At 72.9% G+C, this 14,407-nt stretch carries 11 protein-coding genes; 4 read left to right on the forward strand and 7 right to left on the reverse strand.

Annotation, left to right across the window (positions count from 1 at the left end; all coding sequences use genetic code 11):
- Both ACFWP2_RS11650 and ACFWP2_RS11655 read left to right on the forward strand, forming a co-directional pair.
- The coding region (locus tag ACFWP2_RS11650; protein ID WP_380450183.1) for an ABC transporter ATP-binding protein at positions 1-435 on the forward strand (435 nt) is incomplete at its 5' end.
- A gap of 56 nt (positions 436-491) precedes the next feature.
- Entirely contained in the window at positions 492-3,059 is a 2,568-nt protein-coding gene (locus ACFWP2_RS11655) for an ABC transporter permease (protein WP_380450184.1), read from the forward strand.
- A gap of 118 nt (positions 3,060-3,177) precedes the next feature.
- Here ACFWP2_RS11655 and ACFWP2_RS11660 read toward each other — a convergent pair whose 3' ends face one another.
- The 5 genes from ACFWP2_RS11660 to ACFWP2_RS11680 form a co-directional block, all read right to left on the reverse strand.
- Entirely contained in the window at positions 3,178-3,786 is a 609-nt protein-coding gene (locus tag ACFWP2_RS11660) for a DUF4232 domain-containing protein (RefSeq protein ID WP_380450185.1), read from the reverse strand.
- 217 nt (positions 3,787-4,003) lie between these two features.
- A complete protein-coding gene (efeU, locus tag ACFWP2_RS11665; RefSeq protein ID WP_380450186.1) occupies positions 4,004-4,852 on the reverse strand; it encodes an iron uptake transporter permease EfeU in 849 nt (282 codons plus the stop codon).
- Between the two features lie 42 nt (positions 4,853-4,894).
- Positions 4,895-6,199 carry an iron uptake transporter deferrochelatase/peroxidase subunit gene (gene efeB, locus ACFWP2_RS11670; RefSeq protein WP_380450187.1) on the reverse strand — a complete coding sequence of 435 codons (1,305 nt, stop codon included), beginning with the start codon at positions 6,197-6,199 and terminating at the stop codon, positions 4,895-4,897.
- A 115-nt stretch (positions 6,200-6,314) separates the two neighbouring features.
- On the reverse strand, positions 6,315-7,463 hold the full coding sequence (efeO, locus tag ACFWP2_RS11675) for an iron uptake system protein EfeO (RefSeq protein WP_380450188.1): 1,149 nt from the start codon (positions 7,461-7,463) through the stop codon (positions 6,315-6,317).
- 129 nt (positions 7,464-7,592) lie between these two features.
- Complete coding sequence (locus ACFWP2_RS11680) at positions 7,593-8,417, reverse strand: ABC transporter ATP-binding protein (protein ID WP_380450189.1); 825 nt, start codon at positions 8,415-8,417, stop codon at positions 7,593-7,595.
- A 226-nt stretch (positions 8,418-8,643) separates the two neighbouring features.
- Between ACFWP2_RS11680 and ACFWP2_RS11685 the strand changes: the two genes are divergently transcribed.
- Positions 8,644-10,788 carry an amino acid adenylation domain-containing protein gene (locus ACFWP2_RS11685; RefSeq protein WP_380450190.1) on the forward strand — a complete coding sequence of 715 codons (2,145 nt, stop codon included), beginning with the start codon at positions 8,644-8,646 and terminating at the stop codon, positions 10,786-10,788.
- 7 nt (positions 10,789-10,795) lie between these two features.
- On the opposite strand, the gene ACFWP2_RS11690 is transcribed toward ACFWP2_RS11685, so the two are convergent.
- Both ACFWP2_RS11690 and ACFWP2_RS11695 read right to left on the reverse strand, forming a co-directional pair.
- Entirely contained in the window at positions 10,796-12,124 is a 1,329-nt protein-coding gene (locus tag ACFWP2_RS11690; RefSeq protein WP_380450191.1) for a hypothetical protein, read from the reverse strand.
- Between the two features lie 74 nt (positions 12,125-12,198).
- Positions 12,199-12,600 carry a GNAT family N-acetyltransferase gene (locus ACFWP2_RS11695; RefSeq protein ID WP_380450192.1) on the reverse strand — a complete coding sequence of 134 codons (402 nt, stop codon included), beginning with the start codon at positions 12,598-12,600 and terminating at the stop codon, positions 12,199-12,201.
- Positions 12,601-12,759: 159 nt separating this feature from the next.
- Between ACFWP2_RS11695 and ACFWP2_RS11700 the strand changes: the two genes are divergently transcribed.
- The gene (locus tag ACFWP2_RS11700; RefSeq protein ID WP_380450193.1) at positions 12,760-14,355 is read left to right on the forward strand and encodes a M4 family metallopeptidase; all 1,596 of its coding nucleotides are present in this window, start codon (positions 12,760-12,762) and stop codon (positions 14,353-14,355) included.
- Positions 14,356-14,407 lie beyond the last annotated feature (52 nt).

The raw sequence follows: 14,407 nt of genomic DNA on the forward strand, positions 1-14,407 counted from the left end.
GCCCTGGAGAACATCACCCTCCCGATGGACATCGCCGGCCGCAAGGTCGACAAGGCCTGGCTCGACCGCGTCGTCGACACCGTCGGCCTCTCCGGCCGCCTCAGCCACCGGCCCTCCCAGCTCTCCGGCGGCCAGCAGCAGCGCGTCGCCTGCGCCCGCGCCCTGGCCGGAAAGCCCGACATCATCTTCGCCGACGAGCCCACCGGAAACCTCGACTCCCGCTCCGGCGCCGAGATCCTCTCCTTCCTGCGCAACTCCGTGCGCGAACTCGGCCAGACCGTCGTCATGGTCACCCACGACCCCGTCGCCGCCTCCTACGCCGACCGCGTCGTCTTCCTCGCCGACGGCCGCATCGTCGACGAACTCCACCACCCCACCGCCGACACCGTCCTGGACCGCATGCGCCGCTTCGACGCCAAGGGCCGCACCAGCTGAGCGCCAGGCCCCGAACCGCCACCCGTCCCCGAGTACCCCAGGACTGACGCTCCCCCATGTTCCGCACCGCACTGCGCAATGTGCTCGCCCACAAGGGCCGGCTGCTGATGACGGTACTGGCCGTCATGCTCGGCACCGCCTTCGTGGCCGGCACGCTGGTCTTCTCCGACACCCTCGGCAACGCGCTCAGGACCCAGAACTCCAAGAGCTACACCGACATCGCCGTCACGGTCAGCGACCGCGAGGCCGCCGGTGCCGCCGTCTCCGGCCACGGCGACGGGGCCGTCACCGGCCCGACCCTCACCGAGGAGACCCGCACGAAGGTCGCCGCGCTGCCCGGCGCCGCCGAGGTCCGCGGCGTGGTCAGCGGCTTCGCCGGCATCGCCGACACCAAGGGCGCGCTGATCGGCAACGGCTTCTCCACCACCGGCACCAACTACGTGCCGGGCCCGGACGGCAAGGACCCGCGCTACCCGCTGGTCGAGGGCCGCGGTCCGAAGGACGCCACCGAGATCGCGCTCGACCGCAAGACCGCCGACAAGGGCGGCTACAAGGTCGGCGACACCGTCCGGGTCGCGGTCAACGGCCCGGTGATGAAGCTCAAGCTCACCGGCACCCTGACCACCAACGACCCGCGTGTGGTGGCCGGCGGCTCGCTGGCCGCCTTCGACACCGCCACCGCCCAGCAGCTCTACCTGAGCCCCGGCCGCTACGCCGAGCTGGACGTCAGGTCCAAGCCGGGCACCGACGACGCCGCACTGCTCGCCGCCGTCAAGCAGGCCGTCCCGCAGGGCGACTTCATCGAGGCCAAGACCGGCCGCGAGCTCGCCGACGAGCAGGACGAGATGATCAGGAAGGGCACCACCGTCCTGACCACCTTCCTGATGGCCTTCGCCGGCATCGCGCTGTTCGTCGGGATCTTCATCATCGCCAACACCTTCACCATGCTGGTCGCCCAGCGCACCAAGGAGCTGGCCCTGCTGCGCGCCGTCGGCGCCACCCGCCGCCAGATCACCCGCTCGGTGCTGATCGAGGCGCTGCTGGTCGGCCTGACCGCGTCGGTGACCGGCCTGCTCGCGGGCATCGGCATCGCCGCCGGCCTGAAGTCGCTGCTCAACGGCCCGATGGACGCCAACCTGCCGGACGGCCCGCTGATCGTCGCCCCGAGCACGGTGGTCGCCGCGCTCGCGGTCGGCGTGCTGGTGACGGTCCTCGCCGCCTGGCTGCCCGCCCGCCGCGCCTCCCGGATCGCCCCGGTGGCCGCGATGAGCTCGGCCGAGCAGCCCGCCACCCAGAAGGGCCTGCTGGTCCGCAACATCATCGGCCTGGTGTTCTCGCTGGTCGGCGCCGCCGCGCTGGCGGCCGGCGTGGGCGGCAAGGAGGTCAAGCTGGTCGGCCTGGGTGCCGGCGCGCTGCTGATCGGCGTGTTCGTGCTGACCCCGCTGCTGTCGCGGCCGCTGATCACGCTGATCGCCCCGCTGCTGCGCGCCCTGTACGGGGCCCCGGGCAAGCTGGCCAAGGAGAACGCGATCCGCAACCCGCGCCGCACCGCCGCCACGGCCTCGGCGCTGACCATCGGCGTCACCCTGATCACCTCGCTGACCGTGATCGGCGCGTCGGTGAACCAGGCGGTGGACAAGGCCACCGCGACCGACCTCAAGGCCGACTACACGGTCGCGATGCAGAACTTCTCCTCGCTCTCCCCCGAGATCGCCACCCAGATCGCCAAGGCGCCCGGCGTGAGTGTGGTGAGCGCCGAGCGCAGCATGTCCGTCAAGACCGGGCAGAACGACGAGGACAGCGAGTGGATGACCGCGGTGGACGCCGCGACCATCGACCAGGTGGCCACCGTCAAGGTCTCCGAGGGCTCGGCGGACGCCCTCAAGCAGGGCAAGCTGCTGGTGAGTTCGGGCCGTGCCAAGCAGGCCGGGTACAAGGTCGGCGACACCCTCGCCGTCACCTACCCGGACGGTGTCAAGGGCTCGCTGACCATCGGCGGCATCCTGGAGGCCAACACCGCGCTGGCCTCGGTCGTCGCCCCCGAGGCCGTGGTCGGCCCGCACGCCCAGCCCGGCTCCGGCCTGGAGAAGGTCCTGGTCAAGGGCACCGACGGCGCGACCCCCGAGCTGAAGCAGGCGCTGCGCGACGCCTCCGGCGGCAACCCGCTGATCGCCGTCAAGGGCGCGAAGGAGATCAAGGCGGAGAACCGCCAGATGATCACCGGGATCCTGAACATGATGTACGGGCTGCTCGGCATGTCCGTGGTCATCGCGGTGCTCGGCGTCGTCAACACCATGGCGATGTCGGTGTTCGAGCGCCGCCGGGAGATCGGCATGCTGCGGGCGGTCGGCCTGGACCGGCTCGGCATCCGCCGGATGGTCCGGCTGGAGTCGCTGCTGATCGCGCTGTTCGGCGGGCTGGTGGGTGTCGCCCTCGGCGTCCTGGTCGCCTGGGCGGGCGTGCGTACGATGGCGGACAGCCTCAAGGACATCACCACCGTGGTGCCGCCGCTGCAGACCGCCGGCTTCCTGCTCGCGGCCGCCGTGATCGGCCTGCTGGCCGCGCTCTGGCCGGCCCACCGGGCGGCGAAGCTGGACATCCTGGACTCGATCAAGAGCCAGTAGCGGTCCGGAGGTACGAAGGCCGGGAGCCCCCGGGGCGGTTCGGAGGAACCGCCCCGGGGGCTCCCGCGTTCGTCAGGCGCATCGCATCACGTGAACAGCGTCGACCGGGCGGCGCCGGTCAGAAGAGCACCTTCTCGTTGTTCGGCTGCAGGGTGCCGGTGGTCACCCCGGCGGCCGAGACCAGCAGCTGGCCGGCCGGCTTGCCGTCGGTGCCGAGCACCTCGGCGGTGACCGGCGTGGTCTCGTCCGGCGCGGTGATCTGGAGGCCGGTGAGCACGTGGCAGGTCGCGTCCGACTTGTCGCAGGCGCTCCACTTGAGGCCCGCGTAGCCGGACTTGTTGGGCTTCAGGGTGACCAGCACGGCCGGCCCGGGGTGCGCCTCGCGGTTGGCCGACAGCGCGTCCGCGCTGTTGTCGGCCTTCAGCCCGCCGAAGCCCGGGTAGCCGTACAGGGTGCAGTTGTGGTCGCTCTTGTTCTTGATCGTCAGCATGGCCGAACCCGCGCTCTTGATCTGCACGGTGGCGGTGATCTCGTCGCTCTTGCACCGCGAACCGGCCGCCTGGCCGGCCATCGGGTCACCGGGGACGGTGGCCCCGGCGGCGCTCGCCTTCGGGTCCCCCGGCTTGTCGTCCGTGTACTTGACGTCGTCGCACGCGGTCAGCAGGACGGTCGCCGCGAGGGCGGCGACACCGGCGGCGACTAACCTGGCAGGCCTGCGAACGGTCATGGTCCCCCCAAGGGTGGGCAATGGCATGGTGCTGTCACCCTAAGTACGAAGGCCGTGGCAGAACGGTTCCACTGAGACTGCAGTTTGTCAGAGCTGACCGCTTTCCTCCTTCGCCTGACCGATTCCGACCGCTACCGGCGAGAATCGGCGCCGCGTACACCGAACCGCCCCGCCCGGCGGGTGCCGGACGGGGCGGTACGGGTGCGGAACGAGCGGATCAGGCGGCCGGCTTGGCGGTCACCGGCTGGGCCGGCTTCTTGGTCTTCCCGCCGCCGAGGACGTTGAAGAACACGGCCAGGGTCGGGACCAGGTAGAGCAGCCAGACCACCAGCTGCAGCACCGTCGGGTCCGGCTGGAAGTTGAACACGCCCTTCAGCAGGGTGCCGTACCAGCTGTCCTTGGGGATGGTGCTGGAGATGTCGAAGGCCACGCTCTGCACACCGGGCAGCCAGCCGGCCTCCTGGAGGTCGTGCACGCCGTAGGCGAGGACGCCGGCCGCGACCACGACCAGCATCGCGCCGGTCCAGGTGAAGAACTTGGCCAGGTTGATCTTCAGCGCGCCCCGGTAGAACAGCCAGCCGAGCAGCACCGAGGTGAGCAGGCCGAGCGCGGCGCCGATCAGCGGGTTCCAGCCGTCGCCGGTGGCCTGGACCGCGGTCCAGATGAACAGCGACGTCTCCAGGCCCTCGCGGCCGACGGCCAGGAACGACGTGACCACCAGGGCGGTGGTGCCCATCGCGATCGCCGCGTCCAGCTTGCCGTGCAGCTCGGTCTTCAGGTGCCGGGCGGTGCGCCGCATCCAGAACACCATCCAGGTCACCAGACCGACCGAGATGATCGACAGCGAGCCGCCGAGCGCCTCCTGGGCCTCGAAGGTGAGCTGCGAGGAGCCGAACTGCAGCAGCGCGCCGAAGGCCATGGAGAGCGCCACGGCCGAGCCGACGCCGATCCACACCGGCGCCAGCCTGTCCTTGCGGCCGGTCTTGACGAGGTAGGCGATCAGGATGCAGACGACCAGGCTGGCTTCGAGGCCTTCGCGCAGGCCGATCAGGTAGTTGCCGAACACGCGGGCTCCTGGGGGGTGTAGAGGTGGTACAGGGAGGTGGGATCAGCCGAACAGGGCCTGGCCCCACCACTCCCCCGGCTTGCGCACGCCCGCCGGGCAGGCGAAGTGGGCGGAGCCGACGTGCTGGATGTACTCGTTGAGCTTGTCGCTCGCCGCGAGCTTCTGCTGCAGCGGGACGAAGGCCTTGCGGGTGTCGCGCTGGTAGGCGAGGAAGAACAGCCCCGCGTCCAGGCGGCCGAGGCCGTCGGTGCCGTCGGTGAAGGAGAAGCCGCGGCGCAGGATCATCAGACCGCTGTTGGCGTCCGGGTGGGCGAGCGCGACGTGCGAGTCCGCGGGCATCGCCTTGAGGTCCGGCGCGTCGTGCTCCTTGACCTTGCCGTACGGGGCGCCCTCGCCCTTGGTGCGGCCGAAGGTGTCCTCCTGGTCCTTGAGCGAGGAGCGGTCCCAGGTCTCGATGTGCATCCGGATCCGCCGGGCCACCAGGTAGGAGCCGCCGGTCATCCACTCCGGGCCGTCGCCGGGCGCGGCCCAGACGTGGTCGGCCAGCTTCGCGGTGTCGGTGCCCGCGATGTTGTGGGTGCCGTCCTTGAACCCCATCAGGTTGCGCGGGGTCTGCTCGTCCGGGGTGGTCGAGGAGGTCTTGCCGAAGCCCAGCTGCGACCAGCGGATGTTGACGGTGCCCATGCCGATCCGGGCCAGGTTGCGGATCGCGTGCACGGCGACCTGCGGGTCGTCGGCGCAGGCCTGGACGCAGAGGTCGCCGCCGCTGCGGGTCGGGTCGAGCTTGTCGCCCTTGAAGTTCGGCAGGTCGATCAGGGCCTCGGGGCGCTTGGCCTGGAGGCCGAAGCGGTCCACGCCGTCCTTCTCGAACAGGCTGGGGCCGAAGCCGATGGTCAGGGTGAGCCGGGAGGCGGGCAGGCCCAGGGCCTCGCCGGTGTCGTCCGGCGGCGCCTCCGCCGAGCCGGGCACCGCGCCGGCGCCGACCTCGCGGCCGCCGGTCATCGCGGCCGCCGCCTTGGTCCACTCCTTCAGCAGCTTGACCAGGGACTCCCGGGTGGCCTTCTCGGAGACGTCGAAGGCGGCGAAGTGCAGCCGGTCCTGGACCGGCGTGGAGATGCCCGCCTGGTGCTCGCCGTAGAACGGCACCTCGGCGCCGACCTGGGCCGCGACCGGGACGACGTCGTCGTCCTGCCGGGTCGCGGCGGCGACCGAACCGACGGCCGCGGCGCCGAGCGCGACGCCCGCGCCGGCCCAGCCGATGACGGCGCGTCGGCTGACCGCGCCCCTGGTCGCGGTGGCGTCGGCGGCGGCCGGCGTCCCGTTCTGCTGCTCGTTCTCCGCGTCCATCGGCGGGCGGGCCCTTCTCTCCTGTGCTGGACTTCTGCGCTGACCCACGGCGGCCGTGGGGCCCGGATCCCGGGCCGCCACGGCGTCGGTGGGGTACTACGGGTGGGGTGGCCGGTTACTTGACGACCACGGCGGCGGCCAGCTTCGACAGCGGCTCGGCCAGCGAGTTGACCGCGTCGGAGAAGGCCTTGCGCTCGACCTCGGTGACCTTGTCGTAGGAGGTGAAGGTGCCGTCGGCCTGCTTGTACTTGGCGAGCAGGGTGTTGATGGCGGCGAACTCGGAGTCCAGCGTCTTCGCCAGGTCCGCGTCCTTCTCGGAGGCGACCGGCTTCAGCAGCTCGTAGGCCTTCTGCGCGCCCTCGACGTTGGCCTGGAAGTCGGCCAGGTCGGTGTGGCTGTAGCGGTCCTCCTCACCGGTGATCTTGTTGGTGGCGACCTCGTCCAGCAGTTCCTTGGCGCCGTTGGCCATGCTGGTCGCGGTGATCTCGGCCTCGGGGATCTTCTTCTGCCAGTCCTGGAGGTCGGCGACGAGCTGGTCCGCGAGCTTCTTCTCGTCGTCGCCGATCTTCGCGTCGGCCCAGAGCGACTTCTCCAGCTTGTGCCAGCCGGTCCACTGCTGGCCCTGCTCCAGCTTGTCCTCGCGGGTGTCGGTCTTCGGGTCGACGTCGCCGAAGCTCTCGGCGACCGGCTCGGTGCGCTCCCAGCCGGTGCGCGAGGGCGCGTACAGCGACTTGGCCTTCTCCAGGTCGCCGGCCTTGATCGCGTCGGCGAAGGCCTGGACGGCCGGGATGGTGGCGTCGGCCTGCTCCTGGGCGTACTTCCGGTAGGCGTCGACGGCGGCGGCCAGGCGCGGGTCGGCCGGCGCGGCGCTGCCGCCGGCGCCGGTGACGGTGATCTTCTGGCGGATGCCGTCGCCGACCATGCCGGGCTTGCAGGCGATCTCGTACGAACCGGCCTTGATCTCGGCGTTGATGCTGGCCTTGGTGCCGGGGCCGATGTTCTCGCGCTCGGTGACGATCTTGTCGCCGTCGCCGTAGACGTAGACCTCGGTGGTCTTGGAGCCCTTGTTGCTGATGTCCAGCACGACGTGACCGGCCGGGAAGCTGGTCTTGGAGACCTCGCAGGCGGTGTCGGTCGCGTTCACCTTGACGGCGTCGGAGGAGGCCGCCTTGTCGTCCTTCTTGGACGCGCAGCCGGCCAGGGTTGCGGTCGCCACGGCGAGGGTGAGCAGCGCGGCTGCGGTGGAACGGCGACGGGCGGACATGCGGGCTCCAACGGAAAAGGGCATGAGGGTGCCATGTCAGTACGGACGGCTGGGGGCCAGCCGACCATCATTAGCTAAGGCATACCTTACGTACAGACGTTTTTGCGTCCATACCCACCCCCCGAACCGTTACCTTCCCGGTGCCCGGCGGGCCGCGGCCCGGGCCGTCCAGCGGCCCTCGTGCCGACTGATCCTGATCGGGTGCCCGAAGGTCTCGCTGATCAGCTCCGTGGTCATCACCTCGGCCACCGGACCGGCCGCGACGCACTCGCCGCCGCGCAGCAGCAGGGCGTGGGTGGTGCTCTCCGGCAGCTCCTCCAGGTGGTGGGTGACCAGCACACTGGCCAGTTCCGGGTGCTGGTGACGCAGCAGGTCCAGACTGTCCAGAAGCAGTTCGCGGGCGGTCAGGTCGAGCCCGGTGGCGGGCTCGTCGAGCAGCAGCAGCCGGGGGCTGGGCATCAGCGCGCGGGCGATCAGGGCCCGGCCGCGCTCGCCCTGGGAGAGCGTGGTCCACGCGGCCTCGGCCATCGCGCGCATGCCGAGCGTGTCGATCAGCCGCTCGGCCCGCTCCAGCGCCTCGGGGGCCGGCTTGCGGTGGAACTCCGGCTCGATGGTGTTGGTGTGACCGGTGAGCACCACCTCGCGCACGGTCAGCGGCGAACGCAGCGGGTGGCGCGGGTTGACGTGCCCGAGGTGGGCGCGCAGTTCGCGGACGTCCACCCGGCCGAGCCGGCGGCCGAGCACGTCCACCTCGCCGCGGGTGGGGTGGGAGACCGCGCCGAGCAGCGCGAGCAGGGTGGACTTGCCCGCGCCGTTCGGGCCGAGCAGCGCCCAGTGCTCGCCGGGCCGGATCTCCAGGCTGATCCCGCGCAGCAGGTGGCGGCCGTCGCGCACGACGTCCACGTCCCGGGTGCGCAGCAGCGGCCCGGCGAGGTCGGGGGCGGACGCGTGCATGGGACTCCGATCGCGGCGCCGGGCAGGGTGCGGCCGGGGCGCCGTACCGGGGCCTGCCCGGCGGGCCGGGCGCCGTCCGTCCGCGTGCAGAGTACAACCGTCGGCCGGGGGCGGGCCCGGGTGTCCGAGGGGTGGACGTGCCAGAACCCTGTTGCCCGCCGGGAGTTGGGAGGAGGATCGTGGCTCCGGGGAGAAGCGGGGACGAGGCGGGACGAGGGGGACGGGGATGACCGAGGAGCGGGCCGGCACCCTGCACGCGCTGGTCGAACGGCAGGCCCACCTGGCGCCGGAGGCGGTGGCCGTGCGCTGCGGCGAACGGGAGCTGACCTACGGGGAACTGGACGCGCGGGCCGGGCGGCTGGCCGCGGTGCTGGCGGAGCGTGGCCTGGCCCCGGGCGGCCGGGCGGCGGTCGCGTTCGGCCGGGGCACCGAGGTGTACGTGGCGCTGCTGGCCGTGCTGAAGGCGGGCGCGGCGTTCGTGCCGCTGGAGCCGGCCGCGCCGGACGGACTGCTGCGGCACGTGCTGGCGGAGGCGGCGCCGGACGTGGTGGTCACCGAGGAGTGCCACCGGTTGCGGCTGGCGGACGCCGGCGGGGCGCGGCTGGTCTGCGTCGACACGGCCGCCCCCGCGAAGGCCCCGTTCGAGCCGCCCGAGGTCTCCGCCACCGACCTCGCCTGCGTCTTCCACACCTCCGGGTCCACCGGCCTGCCGGCCGGCGCCCTGATCGAGCACCGCAGCCTGCTGGCCGCGTACGAGGGCTGGCGCGAGGTGTACGGGCTCACCGCCGCGGACCGGATCCTGCAGACCGCGAGCCTGGAGTTCGACGTCTTCACCGCCGACTGGGTCCGGGCCCTCTGCACCGGCGCCACCCTGGTCGTCACCCCGTTCAACCTCACCCTGGACCGCACCGCCGACCTCGGCGCCCTGCCCGCCCTGGTCGCCGCCGAGCGGATCACCGTCCTGGAGCTGAACGTCCGCACCGCGCGCCGGCTGACCGCCCTGCTGGCGGCGGCCGGAACCGGGCTGCCCGGCGTGCGGCTGCTCACCGTCGGCGCCGAGAAGTGGTACCTGGACGAGCAGTTGGGCCTGCAACGCCTGCTCGGCGAGGGGACCAGGGTGCTGAACGTCTACGGCCTGGCCGAGGCCACCGTGGACAGCACCTGGTTCGACGCCCGGGGCGCGGCCGTCGCCGACGGCGCCGAGCGGGTGTCGCTGGTCGGCCGGCCCTTCCCCGGCACCCGGGTGTACGTGCTGGGGCCGGACGGCACGCCGCTGCCGCACGGGCGGCTCGGCGAGATCGCGATCGGCGGCGCGGGCCTGGCCCGCGGCTACCTCAACCGCCCCGCGGACACCGCCCGCCGCTTCGTGCGGGCGGACTTCGACCCGGACGGACGGGTGCTGCTGACCGGCGACGTCGGGAGGCTGCGGGCGGACGGCGTGCTGGAGTTCACCGCTCGGGCCGCGACCGTCACCGGGCCGCTGGGCGACCGGCCGGCCTCCGCCGTGCTCGGCCCGGTGCGGGCGGCGGTGCGGGCCGAGGGCGTGCTGCGCGGCCACCCGGCGGTCCGGGAGGCGGCGGTCGTCGAGGTGGAGCCCGAGCCGGGCAGGCGGCTGCTGGTCGGCTACGCCGTGACCGAGCCGGGGGCGGAGGGCGCGGACGGCTGGTCGCTCTCGCAGTACCTGGGGGCGGGGCTCGACGGGCGCTCGGTGCCCGCCGCCGTCGTCCCGGTGCCCGAGCTGCCGCGCACCCGGGCGGGCAAGCTGGACCGCGCGGCGCTGCCGCTGCCGGCCCCGCCGGACCACACCTCCGCGCGCGGCTCGGCGCGCACCGCCGCACGCACCGCCCCGCGCTCCGCCAAGGCGGGCGGCGGCGGTGGCGAGGGCGGCGGCGGGGCCGGGGACTCCGGGGAAGCGCGCTTCGTGAACGGCTGCGCGGCAGTGTTCTGCGTCCTGCTGTTCGCCGGCGGAGCCTGGGTGACGACCGATGCGCTCTTCCCCGGCTCGACCGACGTCACCGGCGTCCCCGCTCCGTACGACGACCTGTTCCGGCTGCTCTACCTGTGCGAGAACCTCGCCTTCGGCGCCGGGATCGTCTACCTCGCCGCCGGTTTCGAGGCCGTCCTGCGGCTGGGCCGGCCGCGCCGGCTGTCCGTGCCGGCCCATCTGGCGATCACCTGGCTGCTGGTCAACTGGTGGCCGCAGGACAACCTCTACCGGCTCACCGCGGCCACCGACTGGCCGCGCCAGGCGGCGCTGGTGTTCGCGTTCAACGTGCCGCTGATGCTCGCGGCGCTGGTGCTGGTCCGCTTCGTCCTCTGGCGTCCGCCGGCCGGGACGGCGGGAAAGCCCGGGACTGCCGGAAAGGGGTGACGGCGGCTCACCGCAGCGCTTCGAACATCGAGGCCAGGGCGTGGTTCGCGGCGCCGACCAGCGCCTCGGCCGCGTCCAGCGCCTCGGCGTCCGGCCCGGCGAGGGCGAGGCCCACCGTGGGCCCGGGCTCGCGGGAGGCGGTCGGGATCAGCGGCAGCAGGGTGACACCGAGCCGGGCGCAGCGCGGCCGCAGCCGTTCCAGGTGGTCGTGCAGCGCGGCCGGGCCGAGCCGGGCGCCGAGCGGCATCCCGTCCAGGGTGCGCACCAGGTGGCCGGGGCCGCGCACCCGGTCGAGCCGGGCGGCCAGCGCGAGGGCGACGGCCGGGCCGGTGAGCCGCAGGTTGATCTCGGTGGGGGCGAGCCGGCGTTCCCGGTCGGTGACGAAGTCGACGTCGTACCAGCCGCGGTAGCCCTCGGCGGCCAGCCGCTCCCCCACCGCCAGGGCGAACCGCCGGGCGGTGACGGCGGCGGCGTGCGGCACCGCGCCGGGACCGACGGTGACGCCCTGGTAGCGGGTGCCGGCCACGTCCATGGCACCCGCGCCGACCGGGTGGACGGTGCCGTCCGGGCCGACCAGGGCGTCGTAGGTGAGGTCGCGCAGCCGGGCCGCCGGGCCCGCGTCGACGTGCTCCTCCAGCAGCAACGCGCCCTCGGGGGGCAGGACTTCGGCACGCACCAGGCGGCGCAGCAGCGCCCGGCCGCCGCCCGCCGCGAACAGCTCGGAGGGCTCCACCAGCACGGTGCCGTAGCCGCCGACGCCGTACGGGCTCTTCAGCACGGTGGTCAGCCCCCGGGCGGCGCGGGCGGTCAGCCGGCGGGCCGCCCGGCGCCGGCCCTCCGGGCGTTCCTGGCGCGGCAGCCGGATACCGGGGTGTGCGGGGGCGAGGGCGGCGAACAGGTCGTGCGCGGCGGCCTTGGACTCGAAGCGGCGGACGGCGGCCAGTTCGGGCCCCTCGCCCTGCGCGGCCGTCCGGCCCCAACCCACCACCGGGCGGCCGGAGTCGGCGATCCGCGCCGCCAGGGCGGGGCGCTCGGCGAGCGCCTCGGCCATCGTCCGATCCGGTGCCACGCCGCTGTGCACCTCGACCCGGCCCCACTCCAACTCCCGGGCCAGCCAGTCGGTCCACTCCGGGGCGACCTCGGCGGGCAGCACCAGCAGCGCCGGTTCGGGGCTGTAGCCGACGGCGAGGCAGGCGTAGTGGTGGGCGTGCCGCAGGCGTCGCAGGCGCTGGGCCGGGTCCATGCCGGGGGCGAGGAACTGCGCGTTGAAGTCCGCCACGTCGCCCACGTGGACCGCCGCCCGGCCGCCGGTCCAGGCCCCCACCCATCCGTCCATGGGGCGCAAGCCTAGAACCCGGGGTCAGAGCGCCGACAGCCCCGCGTCGGTGGGGCGCAAGCCCAGAACCAGGGTCAGAGCGCCAACAGCCCCGCCTCGGTGGGGCGCAGGCCGCAGGCGTCGAGGTAGAAGGGGCGCAGGTGGGGCTCGAAGTCGACGTGCAGCCAGGCGCAGCCGGCCGCGCGGGCGCCGTCGGCGGCCTCGGCGACCAGCCGGGTGGCGATGCCCTGCCGCTGGGCGTCCGGGGCGACCACGGTGTCGAGCAGGAAGGCGTGGGCTCCGCCGTCCCAGGCCAGGTTGACGAAGCCGACCAGGGCCCCGTCGGCCGGGCGGCGGGCGGTGACCCAGCCGAGGCTGTGCCGCTCCAGTCGGGCGAGCCAGTCGCCGGGTTCCCCGGGATGGCCGAAGGCTTCGGCGTGCAGGGCGTCGAGTTCGGGGTCGGTGAGCGGGCCACGCCACAGGTAGTCGATCGTCACGACGGCACTGTAGAGCCCTTGTTAAATCCTGATCACTTTTTATCGACCAAGGACACGACTTGGCAAAGTTATGACCTTTCCTCTAGCTGAATCTGACTGACCCCGGTCAATCTCTGACGCAGCTCCTTTCCCTGCACAGCTACCCCCACTGGAGTCAGAGTGACCCCCACGCCCTCCTCCCGCCGTGCCCGCGTGGCCGCAGCCGTCGCGGTCGTCGCCGCCCTCGCCGGCGCCACCATCCCGGCCGCCACGGCCTCCGCCGCCCCCGGCATGCGCGAGGCCGCGATATCCCAGGCCCGCGCCAACGTCGCCCACAACGCGGCGGTGTTCGGCTTCGGCACCGGCCAGGACCTCGTGCTGAAGGACGTCGTGCTGGACGCCGACGGCGCCTCGCACGTGCGCTTCGACCGCACCTTCCAGGGCCTGCCGGTGGTCGGCGGCGACCTGGTCGTCCACCAGGACGCCAAGGGCAAGCTCAAGGACTCCTCCCGCGCGGCCGCCCACGACGCCGCCGTGAAGTCGACCGTCCCGAAGGTGACCGCGCAGTCCGGCGCGGCCGGCGCGCTCGCCGCCGCCCCGGGCGTCAAGGAGGCCGTCAGCACCCCCGAGCTGGTCGTCTGGGCCGCCGACGGCACCCCCCGCCTGGCCTGGCGCACCACCGTCGAGGGCACCGGCGAGCACGGCCAGCCGGCCGGCAAGGTCGTCGTCACCGACGCCACCACCGGCGAGCAGATCGAGTCCTACGACGCCGAGCACCAGGCGGTCGGCACCGGGAACTCCGAGTACACCGGCAAGATCAGCATCGACACCACCGCGAAGACCGGCGGCGGCTACACCCTGACCGACCCGGTCCGCGGCCACGTCACCAAGGACGCCAACAACCTCTCCGCGAGCTCGCTCAAGGCCTCCTCCGGCACCACGTTCAACAGCACCACCAACGTCTGGGGCGACGGGAAGAAGTTCTCCACCGACCGCTCCACCGCCGCCGTCGACGCCCACGCCAACACCGCCTGGACCTACGACTACTACAAGAACGTCCACGGCCGCAGCGGCATCAAGAACGACGGCAAGGGCGCCACCGTCTTCGTCCACGTCGGCACCAACTGGGACAACGCCCAGTGGTCCGACGCCTGCTTCTGCATGATGACCGGCGACGGCGACGGCACCACCGACCCCGAGCAGGTCGACCTCGACACCATGGGCCACGAGATGACCCACGGCGTCACCAGCGCCACCGCCAACCTGCGCTACAGCGGCGAGTCCGGCGGCCTCAACGAGTCCACCAGCGACATCTTCGGCACCATGGTCGAGTGGTACGCCAACAACAGCGTCGACACCGGCGACTACCTGTTCAGCGACCAGTCCACCCCGCCGTGGCTGCGCCGCTTCGACAAGCCCTCGCTGGACGGCCGCTCGGCCGACTGCTGGAGCAGCTCGGTCGGCAAGCTCGACGTGCACAACTCCTCGGGCGTCGGCAACCACTGGTTCTACCTGGCCAGCGAGGGCAGCGGCAGCAAGACCATCAACGGCGTCACCTACAACAGCGCGACCTGCAACGGCTCCACGGTGACCGGCATCGGCCACGACAAGGTCGCCAAGATCTGGTACCGCGCGCTGACCGTCTACATGACCTCCACCACCAACTACAAGGGCGCCCGCGCCGCCTCGCTGAACGCGGCCCGCGACCTGTACGGCGCCGGCAGCGCCGAGTACAACGCGGTGGCGGCGGCCTGGAGCGGGGTCAGCGTCAGCTGACGCACCGCCGTCAGGCGTACGGGCGTCAGGCGTACGGCCGTCAGGTATACGG

It is taken from the genome of Kitasatospora sp. NPDC058444 (assembly GCF_042721415.1).
In the GTDB taxonomy this organism is placed as follows: domain Bacteria; phylum Actinomycetota; class Actinomycetes; order Streptomycetales; family Streptomycetaceae; genus Kitasatospora.